Here is a 21,283-nt window from a genome sequence, read left to right on the forward strand (position 1 = left end):
GCATGATTAGCCGACCATATTATTGAGCTGCAATATCGGCTGCAGGATGGCCAAAATGATGAACAGCACCGAACCGGCCATCGCGATCACCAATAAAGGCTCGAACAGCCCCAGCGCCAGCGTGATTTGCCGGCTGAAAGCCTCTTGCTGCATCGTCGCCGCCCGCTCGAGCATCATGTCCAGCTCACCGCTGCGCTCGCCGGACATGATCATGTGCCGCATCATCGGCGAGAACAGCGCGGTGCCCTCGAGCGACGGCGATAACCCTTCGCCCTCCCGCACCCGCTCCATCGCCGCCAGCAGCCGTTCGCGGGCGGCGTCGTTGCCCAACACGCCGGCGCTGATGCGCATCGCCTCCAGCAACGGCACCGCGCTGGCGTTCAAAATGCTCAGCGTTTTGGCGTAGCGCGCCGTATTCACCGCCAGCGACAGCTTGCCGACCACCGGCAACCGCAGGATGAACGCATGCCAGCGCACGCGCCGCGCCGGATCCCGCAGGCGATAGCGGAAAGCGCCGAGACTCGCCAGCGCCAACATCAGCGCCAATGCCCCCCATTGGCGCAGCCCGTCGCTGGCGCCGAGCAGCATCCGGGTCGACAGCGGCAAGGTCTGCTTCATATGCACAAACTGTTCGATCACCTTCGGCACCACCGCCGTCAACAGGATCGCCACCACGCCGATCGCCACCGCCGTCAGCACCATTGGGTACACCAGCGCCTGCACGATTTTGTTCTTCATTTGCTGGCGCTGTTCGACGTAGTCGGCCAGCCGCTCCAGCACCGGCGCCAGATGGCCGGAAATCTCACCGGCCGCCACCATGGCGCAGTAGAGACGGTCAAAAATTCGCGGATGCTGCCCTAGAGCCTGCGCCAGCGGGAAGCCCTCCAGAATGTGCTGCCGCACCTGAGCCAACGCCGCCTGCAGGCCTTTTTTCTCCGTTTGCCGCGCCACCGCCATCAACGCTTCCTCCAGCGGCAGCGCAGCGGAGAGCAGCGTCGCCAGCTGCCGGGTCAACAGCGCCACATCGCCGCTGCTCACGCCGCTCATCCAGCGGCCGGCCAACATGCCGGCGAAAACGGGCCGCCCGCGCGCTTGCACCGCCAGCACCTGCCACCCCTTTTCACGCAGGCGATCGCGGGCGTGGCGCAGAGAATCCGCCTCCAACACGCCGCGCTGGGCGCGCCCCTCACGATCGCAGGCGCGATAATCAAACTTCATCGCCGTCCCCTTCGCGCGTCACCCGCAGCACTTCCTCCAGGCTGGTCTCCCCGGCGCGCATCTTGGCGATCCCATCCTGGCGCAGCGGCAGATAGCGTTCGGCGGCCAGTTTCGCGATGTCCAGCTCGCCGTCACCGCGATGGATCGCCATGCGCATCGGTTCATCCAGCACCAACAGTTCGTGCAAGCCGATTCGGCCGTGATATCCCTGCCCGCCGCAGGCCTCGCACCCCAACGGGCGCCAGCAGGTCACCGCCTGCGTCGGTGGCAGCCCCAGCAGGCGCCGCTGCGCGTCAGGCAGCGCATAGGGCTCGCGGCACTGCGGACAAAGCCGACGCACCAGGCGCTGCGCCAACACGCCGCTGAGCGAACTCGAAAGCAGAAACGGTTCGACCCCCATGTCCCGCAGCCGGGTCACGGCGCCGATCGCCGTGTTGGTATGCAGGGTCGACAGCACCAAATGCCCGGTCAATGAGGCCTGCACCGCGATCTGCGCCGTTTCGCCGTCGCGGATCTCGCCGATCAGCACCACATCGGGATCCTGCCGCAGCAGCGCGCGCAGGCCGCGTGCGAAGGTCATGTCCACCTTGGGATTCACCTGCGTCTGCGCGATGCCGGCCAACTCATACTCGACGGGATCTTCGATCGTCATGATGTTGCGCTGTTCATCGTTGATCTGGCTCAGCAGGGTATAGAGCGTGGTGCTCTTGCCGGAGCCGGTCGGCCCGGCGACCAAAATGATGCCGTGCGGCTGGCGGATCAGGCGCAGCAACGCCTGCTGGTGCGCCGGCGCCATACCCAGGCTGGGCAGTTCGAGCCGCACGCCCTGTTTGTCCAACAGGCGCATGACCACGCGCTCGCCGTGGCTGGCCGGCATCACCGACACCCGCACGTCGATCGCCCGCCCGCCGACCTTCAGCGCCATGCGCCCGTCCTGCGGCACGCGCTTCTCGGCGATATCCAGCTTCGACATCACCTTGATGCGCGACACCAGCAGCGCCGCCAGCTTGCGCTGCGGCGCCAGAATCCGCCGCAGCGCGCCGTCGATGCGAAAGCGGATCACCAGCTCGCTCTCGTAGGTTTCGATGTGGATATCGGAGGCGCGCTCTTTGATCGCCTCGCTCAGTAAAGCGTTGATCAGGCGGATAATCGGCGCATCGTCCTGTTCGTCCAACAGGTCTTGCTGCTGCGGCAGCTCTTCGGCCAGCGCGTAAAAATCCAGTTCGCCGCCCAGATCGTCGATCATTCTCTGCGCCTGGCCGCTCTCCTGCTGGTAGTGCGCCACCAGCCGTTGATCAAAAGCCGCCACCTCCAGCTGGGCCAGCGCCGGCACGCCGGGCAGGCAGCGGTAGGCCTCCATCAACCCGGCGTGGCTCGTTTCAGGATGGCAATACATTTGGATGCCGCTCTGCCCATCGACGGCCAGCACGCCATGCTGGCGCGCCCAGGCGAAAGGCAGCAGCGGCCCCGCGGAACGGCGCTTCACGGGCGTGCTCCCCGCGGATAAAACGCGTCGATACTGGCAACGGTGGCGAGAAACGCCCGATTGTCGAGCGCCTTCTTATCGCCGGCGATCTCGCCGCGCAGCGCGTCATTCAGCTCACGATCGTCCTGCTGCTCGGCGTCGAACTTGCCTAACTTGCGTTGGCTCTGCCGGGCATACCCCTCGGTGCTGCGAATGATGGTCGGGCGGATAAACAGCATCAAATTGCGCTTGCTCGCTTTGGTGGCGGTCGAGCGAAACAGCGCCCCCACCAGCGGGATCTTGCCGAGGATCGGCACGCGGCTCTCCAGCTCCGAGTTGGACTTGTCCAACAGGCCGCCCACCACCACAGTTTCGCCGCTGTCCACCAGCACCGTGTTGTTGACCGTGCGGATATTGAAGGTCGCCCCCAGCGAATCCGGCGTGGCGCCGGCGCTGTCGGCAACGCTGGAGACCTCCTGTTCGATCTGCAGCAGCACGGACTGGCCCTGGTTGATCTGCGGTTTGACCTTGAGTTTGATCCCCACCGTCTTGCGCGACACGGTATTGAAGACGTTATCGCTGTTGGTGGTTTGCGAACCGGTCAGGATCGGCACATCCTGCCCGACGCTGAACTCCGCCTCGGCGTTATCCAGCGTGACGATGCTCGGCGTGGCCAGGATATTGTTTTGGTTGTTGCTGGCGATGGCGGACAGCAATACGCCCCAGTTACCGCTGTAGAAACCGGTCATCAGGCCGTTGGCCTTGCCGAACACGTCGCTCATGCCGTTTTCGAACCCCGCCGACACCCCGGGCGCCGAGCCGGCGAACTGCGTGCCGCCGCCGTATTTGTTGGCCCACTGCACGCCGATGTTCAGCCCCTGCCCATCCTGCACTTCGACGATCACCGCTTCGACCAGCACCTGCGCGCGGCGCACGTCGAGCTTGGCGACCACCGCCTCCAGATCGCGCATCACGTCCGGCGCGGCGGTGATGATCAGCGCATTGGTCTGCTCATCGGCCTTGATCACCACGTTTTTCAGCAGCGCCACGTTGGCGGCGGCGCTCTCTTTCTCGTTTTGCAGGCCCGCACTCACGCCGGTCAATACCTCGACCAGGCTCTGTGCCTTGGCGTATTTGAGCGGAATAACCTGGGTATTGCCCTGGGTGACGCTCTTGTTATCCAGCTGATCAATCAGTTCTTTGGCGTGTTCGCGGGCCCGCTCGTCCCCGGCGATCATCACGCTGTTGGTTCGCTCATCCGCCACCAGCCGCAGCGAGCTCGCGCCGGCCGTACGCCGCTTGCCCTCTTCGCGAAACAGTTCATTCACCATGCGCGCGATCTCCGGCGCCGCCGCATGCTTCAGCGCGAGGGTCTCGACCCGATTGCCGTCGTCCTGATCCATCTCCCTGACCAGCTCGAGCAGGCCGTTGACCACGCTGGCCCGCCCGGTGATCAACAGCGCGTTGCCCTGCTCGTAATGCGCCACGCTGCCCACGCCGATGCTGTCGTTGAGCTGGCGTAATATCGGCGAAACGTCCTTGGCCGCGATATTGCGCAGCGGCACCACGCGCATTACCACCTCATCCCCTTCGGCGATCGCCTCTGCGCCGTTTTGCGCCAGCGCGGCTCTTTTTCCCTCTTTGGCGGCAATCACCTTCAGGACGTTGTTGGGCATGCCGATGACCGTATAGCCATAGACGTCCAGCACGTTGAGAAAGAACTGGTAATACTGTTTCTCGTCGAGCTGTTCGTAGCTGCGCACCGTGACCTTACCTTTCACCGCCGGATCGATAATGATGGTTTTGCCCAGGTTTTTACTGACCGTATTGATAAATTCCTGAATGTCCGTGCCTTTGAAATTGGCAGAGAATTGCTCCGCGCGCGCCGCGCCGCCCAGCGCGATCATGACGGCCGCCGCCGCTAATGCGCGCCATAAGCCGGCGCTCCAGCCTGGGCCGGAACGATAAATGAAATGCGTAATCACAATGTCGCCTTATGCTATGAAACACCCCGCGCCGAAACGGCGCGCCGGCTACTCTTTAAACGTCAGCGTGGCGTAATAGCCGTTTTCATCGAGCAGTATTTTATTTTTCACTATCCGCACGATAACGGCATTGCTGCCGGCCAGACGGTCGCCAACGCCATAACCGGTTTGCTTGCCGCCATGCTCGACGATGACCAGGCTTTTTTTGGCGTTGTCGCTGAACAGCAGGCCGGCTATCTTGCCGAGCGCTGCGGCTTCCGGCGCGTTAGCCAGCAGCTCGGCACCGATCGCCCATTCGCCGACTTTATACCCGTGCGCCTTTTCGCCGTTTTTCGCCGCTTGATAGCGGCCAAACCAGTGCGCGTCATTAATTTTTCCGATGTCATCTTCCTGAGGAAAGACACTATGACGCACCGGCCCGCGCGCGTTTTCACGGCTCGGCTCAACGGGCGCGCCATCCCCGGCCACCATTCGCCATCCCAGCTGGAGCATGAATGCCAGATTTATCAGGCAGAAAAGTAGAATAAGAAGGTCTGTCAACCGCTTGCTCACGTGCCCCCCGGTTATTCAACGGTGTCAACGCTAAGCGGAAATACCGACCACCATCGCGACAGAAAACAGCAGCGTGATGATCAGGGCCACTTTATAATTCACGGCGTCCAACCACGTTCGCCGGCGCTTATTAGCCGATGGCGACGGGCATTCCCCCTGCAAATTAGCGGCCGCGCGCTCGCAGGCCTGAAAACTCAGCATCACGCCAAATCGGGGAATGGTCTTGATCACCTCGCCGGGAATACCGTGGCGTGAGAGCAAAGAGCGGCATTGGAATATCATCTGATAATAATTGTTGTCGCTGATGGTCTCATGATTGCAAAACCAGACCGCGCGAATAATGTCGTTCTTCTTATAAATACCGCTCAACAGGCACAGCATGAAGCGCCGCTGTAATTCGGTCATTTCAATGAGCACATTCTCTTTTTTAAACAACAGCGTTTTTTCATTGTTGTTTAATATCACCAACTCATTTTCCAACAGAGTCTCGTTCAGGGCAATGTTATGTATGTCCATCTCTCGCCTATCAGTTTAATGAAGTCCAAAGGCTCTTGTGCCATCACCTTTGCACGCATGCGGCGAGATGCATTTTCAATGAAAATTAATAGTTCGCCGTTTCAAGAGCGGCCTCAATTAATCATGCGAAAAACATTCATGCAACTTATTTCTTTAATATAAACAATATAAAATTAATATGGCTACACCGCATCGCCTTAGATTCATTAAATCATTTAAAAACATGATGATAGCCGTTTTTGTAAAATAGCTAAATCACCATTAAATTTGATTAACAATGAAAAAATAGGCATTCACGCATAATAACCCATGTTATTAGCTGCGTGCGAAAAAGGCAGGGCACGAGGATATAAAAGGTAACCAGAATACACCTTAACCCCATATAAAAATAACATGCATATCAGGATTCAATATTGCATAAAAACATCGGCGAGTAGGCATCGCTAAACATCAACGTATTCTTATCCATGCTGCGAATATGATAAAACGTCGATTCAGTGCTGAAAAAGTAAGTATACACCTCGTCCGGCAAGGTATCACGCGGCGAATAATTCACCTCGCCATAGTGGAAGCGATAAAAACTGCCTTGCGAGACGTAGCTGAAGTTAACCCGTCGGTTGACGAAATACCTCTCTTCGCCATCGTTGGCCAGGCCCGACAGCATCATCACGCCCTTATCGCCGGACAAAAAGATGTAGTTTATTTTTAGCGACAGCTGGATATCATCGTGCGCCGCCTGCGCGTCCAGCGAATTGAAATAATTAAACGTGGCGTTCGCTTCGCAGGACAAATCGCCGAAGCCATGATGGCTGCGCACCAGGGAATACACCACGCTGCCGGTCAACACGCACAGGCCGACCAGCGTGGCTGACAAGATATTTAACTTTTTTTCCATGCCCGGATGTACTCGCTCTCACAATTATGCAAAACGGCCGCACTGTCCTTCGTGCATTTGGCGATAAACTGGCGTCCGCTGTCTTCACTGGCATTATGAGAACGGTTAACCTTGGTGATGATAATCTCACCGGGGCGGCAACGCTGGCCATAAAGATCCTTACGGATCAAGAACTGCAAATAGTCGTCCTGATGATTCTCCAAAAAATGGCCGGCATAGTAGATCGGGCAGCCGTTCACCGTACCGACGTAAGACAATACCTGCTTCTTTTCACTGTCGCGATGATGTTTGTAATAGATGAAGCACAGCGCCAGAAAAGATAATGGCACGACGATCGATAAGCTGCGCAGCAGAATAAAAAAATAATGGTGGGTATTTTTTGACGCCGCGGCGGATGCGGGCGATGTAGCGGGAACGTCCGCGGCGTGGGGAGGCTCAGGCAAATCAATCCGCAGCCGCTCTATCGATATTATTCTATTGAGTCTATACCCCTTTTTAGAGAGGGTAACGATCAGGCGCTCGTTGAAACCGACAGACGTCAAGGCCCGCCGCGTCAGGCTGATATATTGATTTAACGTCGCGGAAGAAGCGCTCAAGCCGTGATCGCTCCAAACCTGTTGCAACAGCGTTTCCCGGCTTACCGCCTCGTGGCCATGCTCGAGCAAGCATTTGAATACTCTCGAATTGACGCTGGATAAGAAAACTTCCCGTCCCTTCTTTATACTCTTCAATGAACCGTTTTCAGTGTTAAATGTAATATCTTTATCAATGATATAAATCATGTTCAGCCTGACAGCGCACACGGGTTATTATTTAAACTTATTCAGCCAGTTCGTCGACCGCCGCGAAGCGCGGATAGTTTTTTTGCAACGAGAATAAACCATACTAACGCCATCCCAACAGGCGTGCAACTTTAAGAATTTTCCCTATCCCTGCGTCATTATTTGTCCCACAAATAACGATATAAACGCTATTTTTTCACCGTCATCGGATCTGTTGGCAACAATACATTTGGTCACGGGAGGAGAAGGGCAAAAACGGCGCAGAGGAAAAGATTCACGCTCGCGGCGTGCGAAATGACGCTTGCGCAGCTTGTCGACATGAGGAATAACGGGGATAAGCGTTTTGCGGGTCGCAAAATGGGTGGGGACCCTGCCAGCTACATCCCGGCACACACGTCACCTGCTGCGGCTGCTTCCTTCCGGACCTGACCGAGTTCACAAGTTAGTGTTGCGGGAGAACCAACAGGGCCCCCATTGACGGCTTCTGTACTCCGAAGCGGTGGGCATTATCGGCGATGCCCCATCAAATAGCAAGCCAACCGGGGTTAACCGCTGTTTTCTTACCCACCTGCGCTGTGGCACACTCTTCGCCTGGGTTTTGAGTCACGCAGGAACAGCAATATGCAACCAGAAGACGCCTCTTTCAGCCAGCGGGTTTTCCATATCGTGGCCGCCATCCCGTTCGGCAAAGTCACCACCTACGGCGAAGTCGCCCGGCTGGCCGGCTCGCCGCGCGCCGCGCGTCAGGTCGGGGGCGTGCTGCGGCGTTTGCCGGAAGGCAGCACGCTGCCCTGGCACCGGGTGATCAACCGGCACGGACAGATCTCGCAGCAGGGGGAGGATTTTCAACGGCAACGGCAGGCATTGCTGGCGGAGGGGATTATTTTCGGCCCGCACAGCACGGTCGATTTCGATCGCTACGGCTGGCGCTGGTAAAACAAAACAGCCTTTGGCCGAAGCGCAAAGGCTGCTGATTTCATCTTGCTGTACCGCAGTAAGCTTACTGCACGGCGGTTGGCGCAGCCTGAATCGGCACACCCTGAACCGGAACCAGCAGCAGATCGGCACGGGTGCCGTTGCGGTTAACCACTTCCTGGATGGTGTCGGTAATAAACATCAGTCGCCCGTTGACCGTCACCGCCGCGCTCAGAATGATACGCGCATTCGGTTGGATGTCGGACGGGTTGTACGGCAGCGTAAAGCTGAATGGCGCCTGCTGCCCTTCAGTACGTACCGCGCGCTGTGCAATCACTTTGGACGGCGCATCTGCCAGCGAGGCATCAGAGAGGGTGACCGTCAGTACGGCGTCCGGCGGCAGCGCAATGCGCTGACGTATATTAACCGAACCTGTCACCGCCGGGCCCTGAATCTGCGTTTGCGCAGCCGCCGGGTTACCGGCCGCCTGGGTAGGCACATCAGCACTCTTTTGCGCGCATCCCGCCAGCGTGATCGTCAGTGCCGCAGCACCGCCTACGATTTGCCAGAGTTTCATGGATCGGTCTCCTTTTTTATTATCAACATGTTGGTGGCTTTCACCACCTCACCTATTAAACCTAGCACAAAACACTGATAAATCCACTTTGCCCCGCCTATTAATCACTTAAACAACCCAAGGCGTCCACGATTAAGAGCATTCTCATCGGCCCTTTAACGCAAAATGTTGACGCCGCGCCGTGATATTCCGCACACTGCGCAAAATGATTATTAGAAAGGTAATAACTTTATGAGCCAGGCATTGCAAAACCTCCTCGATCTGCTGGATCTGGAGAAAATCGAAGAAGGGCTGTTCCGCGGCCAGAGTGAAGATCTGGGGCTGCGCCAGGTGTTCGGCGGGCAGGTGGTCGGCCAGGCGCTGTACGCAGCCAAACAGACGGTGCCGGACGAACGCAGCGTGCATTCGTTCCACAGTTACTTCCTACGCCCAGGCGACAGCAGCAAGCCTATCGTTTACGACGTGGAAACCCTGCGCGACGGCAACAGTTTCAGCGCGCGCCGCGTCAGCGCCATCCAGCACGGCAAACCTATCTTCTATATGACCGCTTCCTTCCAGAGCCCGGAAGCGGGTTTCGAGCATCAGAACCTGATGCCGGACGTGCCGCCGCCGGAAGGGCTGCTGTCCGAGTCAGAGATCGCCCAGAAACTGGCGCATATGCTGCCGGAAAAAGTGCGCGAAAAATTTATCGGCCAGAAGCCGATCGAAATGCGCCCGGTGAAATTCCACAACCCGCTGAAAGGCAGCGTGGAAGAACCGCATCGCTACGTGTGGTTCCGCGCCAACGGCAGCATGCCGGACGATCAGCGCATCCACCAATATCTGCTGGGCTACGCGTCGGACTTTAACTTCCTGCCGACGGCGCTGCAGCCGCACGGCGTCGGCTTCCTCGAGCCGGGCATGCAGGTGGCCACCATTGACCACTCGATGTGGTTCCACCGTCCGTTCCGCATGGATGACTGGCTGCTGTACGCGGTGGAGAGCTCCTCCGCCTCCGGCGCACGGGGCTTTGTGCGCGGCCAGATCTATACCCGCGACGGCGTACTGGTCGCCACCACCGTGCAGGAAGGGGTGATTCGCCAGCGCGACGCCTGATCCGCAATATAAAGAAAGGGGCGATGTTTCCATCGCCCCTTTTGGCTTCATCATTATTTTAGTCTTTAGCGCACTGCCCTGCTTCGAGTCTTATTGGTTGTAGGCGCTCTCGCCGTGGCTGTTGACATCCAGCCCCTCGCGTTCCTGCTCTTCCGGCACTCTCAGCCCCACCATGGCGCCCGCGATCTTGAAGGCGATAAAGGCGGCGACGCTCGACCACACCAGCGTGATCAGCACGCTCACCAGCTGGATCCAGACCTGGTGGCCCATCGTCACGCCTTCGGCGTAGCCGGTGCCGCCCAGTGAAGAGGCGGTGAACACGCCCGTCAGCAGGCAGCCGACGATGCCGCACACCCCGTGCACGCCGAATACGTCGCAGGTGTCGTCCACTTTCAGCCATTTTTTCAGCGTTACGACGCCCCACAGACCGGCGACGCCGCCCACCAGGCCGATGATCAACGCCCCGCCCACGCCCACGGTGCCCGCCGCCGGCGTCACCGCAACCAACCCGGCGATCATGCCGGAGCAGGCGCCCAGCAGCGAAGGCTTGCCACGCAGCACCCATTCGGCGAAGGTCCAGGAGAGAATGGCGCCCGCGGTGGCAACCACGGTGTTGAGGAATGCCAGGGCCGCAATGCCGTTGGCCGCGCTGGCGGAGCCGGCGTTAAAGCCGAACCAGCCGATATACAGGATCGACGCCCCGGTAAACACCATCGGCAGGTTGTGCGGTTTGAAGGCCTCTTTACCGAAGCCGGCGCGCTTGCCGATCAGGTAGGCGCCGATCAACCCGGCGCTGGCGGCGTTGATGTGCACCACGGTGCCGCCGGCGAAGTCCAATGCGCCGTCGGCGGCCAGGTAGCCGCCGCCCCACACCATGTGCGCGATCGGCAGGTAAGACAACGTGAACCACAGGATCGCGAAGATCAGCACCGCCGAGAAGCGAATGCGTTCGGCGAAGCCGCCCACCACCAGCGCCACGGTGATACAGGCGAAGGAGGCCTGGAAGGCGACGTGGATCATCTGGCTGATGCTGCCGGTGACGCTGTCGATACCGATGCCTTTCAGCATCGCCGTCTCGAACCCGCCGAACACCGCATTGCCCTCGCTGAACGCCAGGCTGTAGCCATACAGCACCCACAGCACACAAACCAGCGCGAAGGTGACGGTGACCTGCGTCAGCATCGACAGCACGTTTTTGCCGCGCAGCAGGCCGCCGTAAAACAGCGCGATGCCGGGCAGCGTCATGAACAGCACCAACGCGGTGCAGATCATCATAAAGGCGTTGTCGGCCTTATCAGCAACCGCCGGAGCGGCCAGGGCCAAAGAAGGAACCAGGGTTACCGAACTCAGGCCCAACATGGATAACAGTCTTTTCATTATCAATCATCCCCATCACTTAACTGAGTTCGCGGTTACAGTGCCGATTCGTCGGTTTCGCCGGTGCGAATGCGGATCACGCGTTGCAACTCGGCAACGAAAATTTTGCCGTCGCCGATTTTGCCGGTGTAGGCGGCTTTGCTAATAACATCAACCACTTCATCCAACTGATCGTCGGCGATGGCGATGTCGATTTTGACCTTGGGCAGGAAGTTGACGTTATACTCGGCGCCGCGATACAGCTCGGCGTGCCCCTTCTGGCGGCCAAAGCCCTTCACTTCGGTTACAGTCAACCCCTGAATGCCCACGGAGGACAGGGCCTCGCGCACGTCCTCCAGCTTGAACGGTTTGATTACCACGGTCACCAGCTTCATATTGCCCCTCCACGAATTAAGCCCAAACTCACCCCTGGTACACCTCTTATGTAGCAAGGGCTGTGCCAAATTTAATTTTTCATGGCGATTCAGCGGATTAGCGGGCGCGCGGGCGCCCCCGCGACGCAGCGCAGCACCGATACCTTGAATGGGTTAAATAATGCGCACTGATTTGGTGCGCATCGCGTCGAAAAAGTGCAGAAAGGGGGCGTGACGCAGGCGGGTTGCCTGCTTGTGGTGCGAGGGGAAGAAACAAGGGCCGCGATCGCGGCCCATGCTCAGGCGGGTTGGCTCTCTTCGCGCACCGCTTCCGCCAGCTGCTCGCCCGCCAGCTGCAGCTGGTACATCTGGTAGTAGCGCCCCTGCTGCGCCAGCAGCTGCTGATGGTTGCCCTGCTCTACCGCCTGGCCGCGATGCAGCACCAGGATGGAATCGGCATCGACGATGGTCGACAGCCGGTGAGCGATCACCACCAGCGTGGTGTGCTCGCGGATCGCACGCAGCGCGCGCTGGATCGCCTGTTCGGTGCCCGAGTCGATGTTGGCGGTCGCCTCGTCGAGGATCAGGATCTGCGGCGCCTGCACCAAGACCCGCGCCATCGCCAGCAACTGTTTCTGCCCGACCGACAGGTTATTGCCCTGCTCTCCCAGCCGGGTGTGAATGCCCTGCGGGAAGCCGCGCACCAGATCCGCCAGCTGCACCGTTTCCAGCGCCCGCCACACGGCCTCTTCCTCGATGTTGCGCCCCAGCGTGACGTTAGCCAGCACCGAATCGGCGATCACCACCGGATCCTGCTGCACCATCGCCACGCCCTGGCGCAGCGTGCGGTGCGACAGGCTGGAGATCGGGCGCCCATCGAGGCGCACTTCCCCTTCGCTGACCGGGTAATAGCCCATCAGCAGGTTGGCCAAGGTGCTCTTGCCGCTGCCGGTATGCCCGACCAGCGCCACGAAGCCGCGCGACGGCACCGCCAGCGAAATGTGCTGCAGCACCTTTTTGTCCGCGCGGTAGGCGAAGCTCAGATCGGTGATGTCGATGCGGCCACCGGCCAACGGACGATCGTCGGCGCCGTAACTCTGCTGGCTGCGATCCATCAGCTCGAAGATGCGTTCGCCGGCCACCACCGCCTGTTGCAGGATCGACTGCTGTGACGTCAGCTCGATCAGCGGTTCGTTCAGGCGCCCCAGGTAATTGATGAAGGCGTAGAGCACGCCGACGCCAATCACGCCTTCGCCGCTGAAGCCGAACAGCATCAGCAGGCCGCACAGCACCAGCGCCGAAAACAGGCTGAGCAGCGGCCGCAGCAGAAAACCGTCGAGCCGCAGGGTCTGCATACGCGCCAGATAGTGCGACTGGCTGGCAGCGCTCATGCGCTCGCCGAAGCGCACCTGCTGGCGGAACTGCTGAATCACGCCCATGCCGTTGATCACTTCGTTGAAGCCGTCGTTGATGTCCGCCAGATAGCTGCGCACCCGGCGCACGATCGGCGTGCTGTAGTATTGATAGATGCCCATCACCACGAACACCGCCGGGAAGATGCAGACCGCCACCAGCGCCATGCGCCAGTCGAGGCTGAACATCGCCACCAGCATGGCGCCGATCAGCGCGGCGCTTTTCAGCACCGTGGAAACCACCATCACGTACAGATCCTTGATCACCTCGGTGTCGTTGGTGACGCGCGAGATCAATTGCCCGACCGGCTGCGTGTCGAAGGCGCTGAGCGGCTGGCGCAGCGCGGCGTCCATCACGTCGGTACGCAGCCGCTGCACCACGCCCACCGCAGCCTGGTTGAACAGCAGCGCCTGGAAGTAATGCAGCGCCGCCGCCAGCAGCTCCAGCAGAATGTAAGCCGCCGCCAGCCCGCCGACGATCGTCAGCGGCAGCTGCCCTTTGGCGACGTAGTTATCGATGAAATAGCTCACCAGGATCGGCCCGGCGACTTCCGCCGCCGCCGCGATCCACAGCATCAGCACCGCCAGTCCCAGCGGTTTACGGTACGGCGAGCCGTAGGCCAGCAGCCGCTTCAGCGTCGGCCACAGCTTTTGCACTTTATTCATCGGCCAACGCCTCCTCGCCGTTTTCCGGCGCTTCGTCCAGCGCCGCTTCCAGCTGCTGATAACGGTACATATCGCGATACCAGCCCGGCTGCGCCGCCAGCGCCGCATGATCGCCGCGTTGCGCCACGCCACCGTGCTGCATCACCAGGATCTCGCCGGCTTCGGTCAACGCCGACAGCCGGTGCGCGCTGATGATCACCGTGCGATCTTGCCCCCAGCTGCGCAGGTTGTGCAGGATCTGGTGTTCGGTGCGGCCGTCCACCGCCGACAGCGCGTCGTCGAGGATCAGGATCTCCGCATCCAGCAGCAGCGCGCGCGCAATGGAGATTCGCTGTTTCTGCCCGCCCGACAGCATCACGCCGCGTTCGCCCACCTCGGTGTCATAGCCCTGCGGCAACCGCAGAATGTCCTCATGGACGCTGGCCAACCGCGCCGCTTGTTCGATCTGCGCCTGCGTCGCGCCCGGATGACCCAGCGCGATGTTGTTCGCCACGGTATCGGAGAACAGGAACGGCGTCTGGCTCACCACTGACAGCCGCGAACGCCAGTCGTCGAGTTTGGCCTGCGGCAGCGGCAGGCCGTGATAGCGGATCTGCCCTTGATCGACGTCGAACTGGCGCTGGATCAGCGACAGCAGCGTCGATTTGCCGGCGCCGGTCGGCCCGCACAGCCCCAACATTTGCCCCGGTTTCAGCGTCAGCGCCACATCATGCAGCGCCGGGTGCGGGTTTTCCGGGTAGTGGAACGCGCGGATATCCACGTCCAGCACGCCGCGCCCGGCCGGCAGCGCCTGCGGGCCGTCCTGCACCGCCGGCGCCTCGTCGAGCAGGCTGCGGATGCGGCTGTAGGCCGCGCTGCCGCGCTCGACGATGTTGAACATCCAGGCCAGCGCCAGCATTGGCCAGATCATCAGGCCGAGGTACATCACAAAGCTGGTCAGCTGCCCGAGCGTCAGCGCCCCGTTCACCACCATCCAGCTGCCGCCGCCGATGGCCAGCAGGTTAGAGGCGCCGATGGCGATATAAATGGTCGGATCGAAGCGCGCATCCACCCGCGCCACGTGCATGTTCTTGGCGCCGGTCTGCGCCGCGACGTCGGCAAAGCGGTTGGATTGGTGATCTTCCAGCCCAAAGGCCTTGATCATGCGGATGCTGGTCATGCTTTCCTGCGCCTGATCGTTCAGGCTGGAAAACGCCGCCTGCGCCGATTTAAAGCGCTGGTGCAGCTGGTCGCCGTAATATTTGATGGCGATCGCCATCAGCGGCATCGGGATCAACGCCAGCACCGTCAGCTGCCAGCTGATTTGGGTGCTCATCACCACCAGCACCACCAACCCCATCACCAGCGAATCCACCAGCGTCAGCACGCCTTCGCCGGCGGCGAACACCACGCGGTCCACGTCGTTGGTGGCGCGCGCCATCAGATCGCCGGTGCGGTGGCGCAGGTAGAACGCCGGGTTTTGCCGGCTGAGCTGGCGGTAAAAGTTCTCGCGCAGCTCGACCGCCAGCTGGTAGGACGCGCCGAACAGCAATACCCGCCACACATAGCGCAGCAGGTAAACGACGATCGCGGTGCCGATCATCAGCCCGAGCCAGGCCATCAGCACGCCGGTAGACATTTGTTTTTCGGTGACGCCGTCCACGATGATGCCGACCAGCTTAGGCGGCAACAGTTGCAGGATGGCGATGACGATCAGCAGCACCACCGCCCCGAGGTAGCGGCGCCACTCCCGGCGGAAGTACCAGCCGATTTGAGCAAATAATCTCACGCAGTTTGATTCCAGGATTTTATGGGATTTGTCTCTTTTTCTGCTTCAGCGGAGCAGGATACCACCGTTGAGCCGCCCGTCCGGTGAACTTTTCACTCCGGCACCGGCAATGCAGTGGTGTATTTGATTTTTTCCATGGCAAAGCTCGAGGTGACGTCGATGAGGCCCGGCACGCCGTTCACCAGGCGCTTATAAAAGCCGTCGTAGCTTTTCATGTCCGCCACTTCGACCTGCATCAGGTAATCGTACTCCCCCGCCATGCGGTAGAACGCCAGCACCTCGGGCATCTGGCTGGCCAGCTGCACAAACACCTGATACCACTCGCTGCTGTGCTGCTGGGTCTTGATCAGCACGAACGCCGTCAGCCCCAGGCCGAGCTTTTCGTTATCCAGCAAGGCCACCCGGCCGCGGATATAGCCCTCGTCTTCCAGGCGCTTCAGCCGTTTCCAGCACGGCGTCGAGGTCAAATTGACCGCATCGGCCAGCGCCTGCAGCGACTGGGTGCAATCTTGCTGCAGCATGCACAGCAGCTTACGGTCTGTTTTATCTAACATAGCGGCTACCAGGAGAAAAATTTTCTCCCATTAGGCGATTAAACAGGGAAAATGGCAATCCTTTTTTCCTGCCGACAGGCTATGCTACGCCATAAACCAGCCCCCTATTCTGAGGCCAAATCATGACAAACTCTTGGGTAAAATATGCTATCGGTGAAATAGAAGCGGATTTTCAGCGCTCCGCCGATACGCACCTGATTCGCCTGAACCTGCCGGCGTTTCCCGGCATCTGCCTGTATCTGAAAGATGAGAGCACCCACCCGACCGGTAGCCTGAAACACCGTCTGGCGCGCTCGCTGTTCCTTTATGGCCTGTGCAACGGCTGGATCACCGAAAACACCACCATCATCGAGGCCTCTTCCGGCAGCACCGCGGTGTCCGAAGCCTACTTCGCCCGTCTGATCGGCCTGCCGTTCATCGCGGTGATGCCGTCCTGCACCGCGCGCCGCAAGGTGGAGCAGATCGCCTTTTACGGCGGCCGCTGTCACTTCGTCGATCACGCCGCCCAGATCTACGCCGCCTCCGAACAGCTGGCGAAAGAGCTGAACGGCCACTATATGGATCAGTTCACCTACGCCGAGCGCGCCACCGACTGGCGCGGCAACAACAATATCGCCGACAGCATCTTCCGCCAGATGGCGCGCGAACCCTTCCCGGTGCCGAAACACATCGTGATGAGCGCCGGCACCGGCGGCACCTCCGCCACGCTGGGGCGCTACATCCGCTATCAGGGGCACGATACGCAATTGACGGTGGTCGATCCGGAAAATTCGGTGTTCTATGACTGCTTCCACCACGGCGATCGCACCCTGATCGGCAGCTGCGGCAGCCGCATCGAAGGCATCGGCCGCCCACGTGCCGAGCCGTCGTTCATCCCGTCGGTGGTCGACAACATGCTGCGGGTGCCGGATGCCGCCAGCGTCGCCACCATTCACTGGCTGGAAGGCGTGCTCGGCCGCAAGGTTGGCGCTTCCACCGGCACCAACGTCTGGGGGGCGCTGCAATTGGCGAAACAGATGCGGGAAAACGGCGAGCAAGGGTCGATCGTCACCCTGCTGTGCGACAGCGGCGAGCGTTATCTGGATACCTATTACAACCCGGAATGGGTCAGCAATAACATCGGCGATCTGCAGCCGTATCTGGCGCAGCTGGCGGATTTGTAACGCCAGGCTGCGGATAAAAAAAAGCCGGGTAGTCATACCCGGCCGGCTGTAAGGAGAACCTCATTCTTCGGGGGAATAGGTGAGGCAAGGTGAACGCAGCCAATGTTGTAAATAGTGGGCCACCGCCTGTTGTTGGCAATGGCCGATAACCGGTAGCTGCGGCAGCAGGGATTTCAGCTGCGGCAGGGCGTTGCCCATCACCACGCCGTGCCCCACCGCCCCCAGCATCTCTTTGTCGTTCATCGCGTCGCCGAACGCCATGCAGTCGGCCATCGTCAGCCCCAGATGGCGGCTCAGCCGGTCCAGCGCCGTGCCCTTATTGCAACCGAGCGGCAGCACCTCCAGGCAGTCGTAGGCGGAAAAGCACAGGTCTGCCTCGTCACCCAGCTGCGCCCGCAGCTGCACCTGCAACGCCAGCAGCTCCTCATGCGGCGCGACAAAGCACACCTTGCTGTTGCCGAACGCCGGCAGGCGGCGCATGTCGGCCAGCTGAAAACGAAAGCCGCTCAGGTGGTGCGCCCGCAACATCTCTTCCGGCACGGGAAACTCGGTCAGCCAGCCTTCGTCGCGGAACACGTGCATGCTGGCGCGGGTGCGCCAATGATGATGCAAAACCTCCTCGGCGACCGCCGCCGGCAGATCGGTGGCGTGCAGCTGTTGGCCGCGGTTGTCATACACCCGCGTGCCGTTGCCGGTGATCAGGTAGCCCTGCAGCCCCAGCTGCGCCATGATCGGCTGCGCGTCGAGGTAGTGCCGCCCGGTGGCGAACGTCACCACCATCTCCCGTTCCACCAGCTGGTTCAGCACCGCCAGCGTTTCCGGGCCAACCCGGTGATCCGGCATCAACAGCGTGCCGTCCATATCGAAAGCTGCCAGGCGATACATAAAGACCTCTTGAATGTGAACGCGATTGCAATCAATGCAGTATGGGATGGCATTTACGGAAGTAATAGTGAACAATTTGAGAAAACCGTTCCGGATTTCTGCCCATGCGCCTGGTTCACCGCCTCAGCCAATATCAACGCCTGTACCATCAGCTCGGCAGCGCGCCGGTCGCCGTGACCATCGGCGAGCTGGCGGCGATGTTCTACTGCAGCGAGCGGCACGCCCGCACGCTGGTGCAACAGCTGCAGGATCAGGGCTGGCTGAGCTGGCATTCGCAGCCCGGCCGCGGCAAACGCGCCCGCCTGCACTGCCTGAAAACCCCGGATGAGCTACGCGCTCAGTTGCTGCAACAGCTGCTGCAGCAGGGCAACCATCAGGGGGCGCTGGAGATGGCGCAGCTCGATCCGCAGCACCTGCAGGATCTGCTCAGCCCGCACCTCGGCGGGCAATGGCAGGCCGGCAGCCCGACGCTGCGCATTCCCTATTACCGCACGCTGGAAGCGCTCGACCCGCTCACGCTGACCGGCCGCGCCGAGCAACACCTGGTGTCGACCCTTCACGCCGGGCTGACGCGCCTGATGACCGGTAACCCGGAACCGCAGCCCGATCTGGCGCACCATTGGCAGATTAGCGATCGCGGCCTGCGCTGGCGCTTCTTTCTGCGCAGCCAGCTGCGCTGGCACAACGGCGAACCGTTGACCGGCCACCAACTGCTGCAAACGCTGGAAAAACTGCAACACCACCCGCGCAGCCAACCGAGCCTGGCCAACGTCGCGCGCATCAGCCTGCCGCATCCGCTGTGCGTTCAGTTCGATCTGCATCTGCCGGATTACTGGCTGGCCCACCGGCTGGCGGAACTGCCTTGCCTGATGACCCACCCGGAGCTGCCGGCCATCGGCGCCGGCCCGTTCAAGCTGACGCTGAATGAACCGCAGTTGGTGCGGCTGGAACAGCACGCCGGTTACCACCTGCAGCATCCGTATCTGGACACCATCGAATACTGGATCACCCCCGATCTGCCCACCGCCGCCCCCTACACCAGCTGCCAGCACCCGGTGCGCATCACCATCGGTCAACAAGACGATTTGGCGCAGGCCCGGCCGGTGCAGCGCAGCATGAGCCTGGGCTGGTGTTATTTGGCGCTGAACCTGCGCCACGGCGTGCTGAGCGAAGCCCAGGGGCAAAAACTGCTGATGCTGATCCAGCAGTCCGGCCTGCTGAGCCATCTGCCGATCGCCAACAGCGTGATCACCCCCAGCCATGAAATGCTGCCCGGCTGGCGCATCCCCCGCCAACAGGTCGAAGAGGACGTCGCCCTGCCCGCCCGGCTGACGCTGCTGTATCGGCCGCCGGTCGAGCTGGAAACGGTGACGGCCGCGCTACAGCGGCTGCTCGCGCAGCACGGCTGCGAGCTGGAAGTGCGCTACTACGCCGGCAAGCGCTGGCAAAGCGAGGAACAGATCGCCCAGGCCGACCTGCTGCTGGCGGACAACCTGATCGGCGAAGCGCCGGAGGCGACGCTGGAGAGCTGGCTGCGGCAGGATACGCTGTGGCGCGGCATCCTGACGGAAAGCCGCTGGCAACAGCAACAGGACACGCTGCGGCAGATCCAGCAGCTGCAGGCGCAGCAACCGCGCTTCGCACAACTGCAGGCTTATTATCAACGGCTGATGGCCGCCGCCATCATCACGCCGCTGTTTCACTACCAGTATCAGATCAGCGCGCCGCCGCGCATGCATGGCGTCACGCTGACCGCTCACGGCTGGTTCGATTTTTGCCAGGCGTGGCTGCCGCCGCCGGTGGACGACGCCCCGGCCTGAGCCGAACCGCCCTGCGCCTGGCGGCCCTTTCTGCTACTATTGTCGCCGCAACGCAATTTTATCCTGCCGCCCGAATGTGTATCGGGAGAGGCCAAAGCCCAAAAAGGTGATTTTATGAAGCGCGCGGTTGTCGTTTTCAGCGGTGGACAAGACTCCACGACCTGCTTGATCCAGGCATTGCAACAGTATGACGAAGTTCACTGCGTCACGTTCGATTACGGCCAGCGCCATCGCGCCGAGATTGAAGTGGCTCAGGAGCTGTCGGTGGCCCTCGGCGCCAAGGCGCACAAGGTGCTGGACGTAACGCTGCTCAACGAGCTGGCCGTCAGCAGCCTGACGCGCGACAATATCCCGGTTCCCGCCTACGACCCCAATCAGAAAAATGCGCTGCCGAGCACCTTCGTGCCGGGCCGCAACATCCTGTTCCTGACGCTGGCGGCGATCTACGCCTACCAGGTGGAAGCGGAAGCGGTGATCACCGGCGTGTGTGAAACCGATTTCTCCGGCTACCCCGATTGCCGCGACGAGTTCGTTAAAGCGTTGAACAAGGCGGTGACGCTGGGCATCGCCCGCGATATCCGCTTCGAAACGCCGCTGATGTGGCTGAACAAGGCCGAGACCTGGGCGCTGGCGGACTATTACCACCAGCTGGATCGCGTGCGCCAGGATACGCTGACCTGCTACAACGGCATCAAGGGTGACGGCTGCGGCGAGTGCGCCGCCTGCAACCTGCGCGCCAATGGCCTGACGCAGTATCGCGCCAATCAGGCGGAAGTGATGGCCGCGTTGAAACAAAAGGCCGGTCTGGCCTGAGGCAGTGACGGCGGCAGCTTCTGCCGCCCGTTCTCCCCCTGTTTACCGTGAGTTTTCCTGCGGCACAAGCGCCTCCAGATGCGCACGCAGTTCCCCCTCGAGCGGCAGCGCACGCTGCGTTTTCAGATCGACGCACACGAAAGTCAGCAGCGCGTCGGCCACCGGCGTCCCCGCCGGATCCTGCGTCACCTTTTGGCTCAGCACGCCGCTCTTGCCGTTGAGCTGCACCATCTGGCTGTCGATACGCAGCTTATCCCCCAATACCGCCGGGCTGCGGTAATTGATATTGATGTTCACCACGATGAAAGCGATGTTGTTTTCCGTCATCCAGCGGAACCCGGCCTCGTTCTCCAGCCACTCCCAACGCGCCTCTTCCAGAAACTCCAGATAGCGAGCATTGTTAACGTGCTGGTAAACATCAAGATGATAACCGCGAACTTTGATAAAGGTTTGCATAGGGAACGATCGCTCC

The 21,283-nt window shown here is 60.7% G+C and carries 20 protein-coding genes and 1 other RNA gene; 5 read left to right on the top strand and 16 right to left on the bottom strand.

Features of this window, described 5'->3' with window-relative positions; genetic code table 11:
• Positions 1 to 6: 6 nt before the first annotated feature.
• From gspF to ffs, 8 genes are all read right to left on the bottom strand, one after another.
• Positions 7 to 1,218 carry a type II secretion system inner membrane protein GspF gene (gene gspF, locus ABTW55_RS06815; RefSeq protein WP_060420369.1) on the bottom strand — a complete coding sequence of 404 codons (1,212 nt, stop codon included), beginning with the start codon at positions 1,216 to 1,218 and terminating at the stop codon, positions 7 to 9.
• Positions 1,208 to 2,704, bottom strand: coding sequence for a type II secretion system ATPase GspE (gspE, locus tag ABTW55_RS06820; protein WP_060420371.1), 1,497 nt, complete (start codon positions 2,702 to 2,704; stop codon positions 1,208 to 1,210). Before gspE ends, gspF begins: the two co-directional genes overlap by 11 nt.
• Entirely contained in the window at positions 2,701 to 4,590 is a 1,890-nt protein-coding gene (gene gspD, locus ABTW55_RS06825; protein WP_060422272.1) for a type II secretion system secretin GspD, read from the bottom strand. The genes gspE and gspD overlap by 4 nt, the downstream gene beginning before the upstream one ends.
• Before the next feature lie 126 nt (positions 4,591 to 4,716).
• Entirely contained in the window at positions 4,717 to 5,220 is a 504-nt protein-coding gene (locus ABTW55_RS06830) for a type II secretion system protein N (protein WP_033653256.1), read from the bottom strand.
• Between the two features lie 30 nt (positions 5,221 to 5,250).
• A complete protein-coding gene (locus tag ABTW55_RS06835) occupies positions 5,251 to 5,736 on the bottom strand; it encodes a CadC family transcriptional regulator (protein ID WP_033647291.1) in 486 nt (161 codons plus the stop codon).
• A 400-nt stretch (positions 5,737 to 6,136) separates the two neighbouring features.
• Positions 6,137 to 6,631, bottom strand: a complete 495-nt coding sequence (locus ABTW55_RS06840; RefSeq protein WP_060420373.1) for a FidL-like protein — start codon at positions 6,629 to 6,631, stop codon at positions 6,137 to 6,139.
• Positions 6,616 to 7,413 (bottom strand): winged helix-turn-helix domain-containing protein, encoded by a 798-nt coding sequence (locus ABTW55_RS06845; RefSeq protein ID WP_033637326.1) that lies wholly within the window; start codon positions 7,411 to 7,413, stop codon positions 6,616 to 6,618. Before ABTW55_RS06845 ends, ABTW55_RS06840 begins: the two co-directional genes overlap by 16 nt.
• A 368-nt stretch (positions 7,414 to 7,781) precedes the next feature.
• Positions 7,782 to 7,878, bottom strand: an RNA gene (gene ffs, locus ABTW55_RS06850) — signal recognition particle sRNA small type.
• A gap of 156 nt (positions 7,879 to 8,034) precedes the next feature.
• Here ffs and ABTW55_RS06855 point away from each other — a divergent pair.
• Positions 8,035 to 8,349: an MGMT family protein gene (locus ABTW55_RS06855; protein WP_033647296.1), complete on the top strand. Its 315-nt coding sequence runs from the start codon at positions 8,035 to 8,037 to the stop codon at positions 8,347 to 8,349.
• Positions 8,350 to 8,413: 64 nt separating this feature from the next.
• On the opposite strand, the gene ABTW55_RS06860 is transcribed toward ABTW55_RS06855, so the two are convergent.
• A complete protein-coding gene (locus ABTW55_RS06860; protein WP_060420375.1) occupies positions 8,414 to 8,905 on the bottom strand; it encodes a YbaY family lipoprotein in 492 nt (163 codons plus the stop codon).
• 231 nt (positions 8,906 to 9,136) lie between these two features.
• Between ABTW55_RS06860 and tesB the strand changes: the two genes are divergently transcribed.
• On the top strand, positions 9,137 to 10,000 hold the full coding sequence (tesB, locus tag ABTW55_RS06865; RefSeq protein ID WP_004940320.1) for an acyl-CoA thioesterase II: 864 nt from the start codon (positions 9,137 to 9,139) through the stop codon (positions 9,998 to 10,000).
• A gap of 90 nt (positions 10,001 to 10,090) precedes the next feature.
• On the opposite strand, the gene amtB is transcribed toward tesB, so the two are convergent.
• From amtB to ABTW55_RS06890, 5 genes are all read right to left on the bottom strand, one after another.
• Positions 10,091 to 11,377, bottom strand: a complete 1,287-nt coding sequence (gene amtB, locus ABTW55_RS06870) for an ammonium transporter AmtB (RefSeq protein ID WP_004940322.1) — start codon at positions 11,375 to 11,377, stop codon at positions 10,091 to 10,093.
• Between the two features lie 35 nt (positions 11,378 to 11,412).
• On the bottom strand, positions 11,413 to 11,751 hold the full coding sequence (glnK, locus tag ABTW55_RS06875) for a P-II family nitrogen regulator (RefSeq protein WP_004940327.1): 339 nt from the start codon (positions 11,749 to 11,751) through the stop codon (positions 11,413 to 11,415).
• 278 nt (positions 11,752 to 12,029) lie between these two features.
• Positions 12,030 to 13,808, bottom strand: a complete 1,779-nt coding sequence (gene smdB / locus ABTW55_RS06880; protein ID WP_060420377.1) for a multidrug efflux ABC transporter permease/ATP-binding subunit SmdB — start codon at positions 13,806 to 13,808, stop codon at positions 12,030 to 12,032.
• Positions 13,801 to 15,576 carry a multidrug efflux ABC transporter permease/ATP-binding subunit SmdA gene (gene smdA / locus ABTW55_RS06885; RefSeq protein WP_060420379.1) on the bottom strand — a complete coding sequence of 592 codons (1,776 nt, stop codon included), beginning with the start codon at positions 15,574 to 15,576 and terminating at the stop codon, positions 13,801 to 13,803. The genes smdB and smdA overlap by 8 nt, the downstream gene beginning before the upstream one ends.
• A 92-nt stretch (positions 15,577 to 15,668) precedes the next feature.
• The gene (locus tag ABTW55_RS06890; RefSeq protein ID WP_060420381.1) at positions 15,669 to 16,130 is read right to left on the bottom strand and encodes an Lrp/AsnC family transcriptional regulator; all 462 of its coding nucleotides are present in this window, start codon (positions 16,128 to 16,130) and stop codon (positions 15,669 to 15,671) included.
• Between the two features lie 122 nt (positions 16,131 to 16,252).
• On the opposite strand from ABTW55_RS06890, the gene ABTW55_RS06895 reads away from it, so the two are divergent.
• Positions 16,253 to 17,293 carry a PLP-dependent cysteine synthase family protein gene (locus ABTW55_RS06895; protein WP_015376851.1) on the top strand — a complete coding sequence of 347 codons (1,041 nt, stop codon included), beginning with the start codon at positions 16,253 to 16,255 and terminating at the stop codon, positions 17,291 to 17,293.
• A 60-nt stretch (positions 17,294 to 17,353) separates the two neighbouring features.
• On the opposite strand, the gene cof is transcribed toward ABTW55_RS06895, so the two are convergent.
• Positions 17,354 to 18,178, bottom strand: coding sequence for an HMP-PP phosphatase (gene cof, locus ABTW55_RS06900; protein WP_060420383.1), 825 nt, complete (start codon positions 18,176 to 18,178; stop codon positions 17,354 to 17,356).
• 104 nt (positions 18,179 to 18,282) lie between these two features.
• Between cof and ABTW55_RS06905 the strand changes: the two genes are divergently transcribed.
• Positions 18,283 to 19,998: an SgrR family transcriptional regulator gene (locus ABTW55_RS06905; RefSeq protein WP_060420385.1), complete on the top strand. Its 1,716-nt coding sequence runs from the start codon at positions 18,283 to 18,285 to the stop codon at positions 19,996 to 19,998.
• Positions 19,999 to 20,112: 114 nt separating this feature from the next.
• Positions 20,113 to 20,811 (top strand): 7-cyano-7-deazaguanine synthase QueC, encoded by a 699-nt coding sequence (gene queC / locus ABTW55_RS06910; RefSeq protein WP_004940343.1) that lies wholly within the window; start codon positions 20,113 to 20,115, stop codon positions 20,809 to 20,811.
• Between the two features lie 42 nt (positions 20,812 to 20,853).
• Here the strand turns inward: queC and ABTW55_RS06915 are convergent, their stop codons facing one another.
• Complete coding sequence (locus tag ABTW55_RS06915) at positions 20,854 to 21,267, bottom strand: thioesterase family protein (protein ID WP_033637318.1); 414 nt, start codon at positions 21,265 to 21,267, stop codon at positions 20,854 to 20,856.
• Between the last annotated feature and the right edge of the window lie 16 nt (positions 21,268 to 21,283).

Source organism: Serratia sp. SM04 (assembly GCF_040280225.1).
Classification (GTDB): Bacteria; Pseudomonadota; Gammaproteobacteria; order Enterobacterales; family Enterobacteriaceae; genus Serratia; species Serratia sarumanii.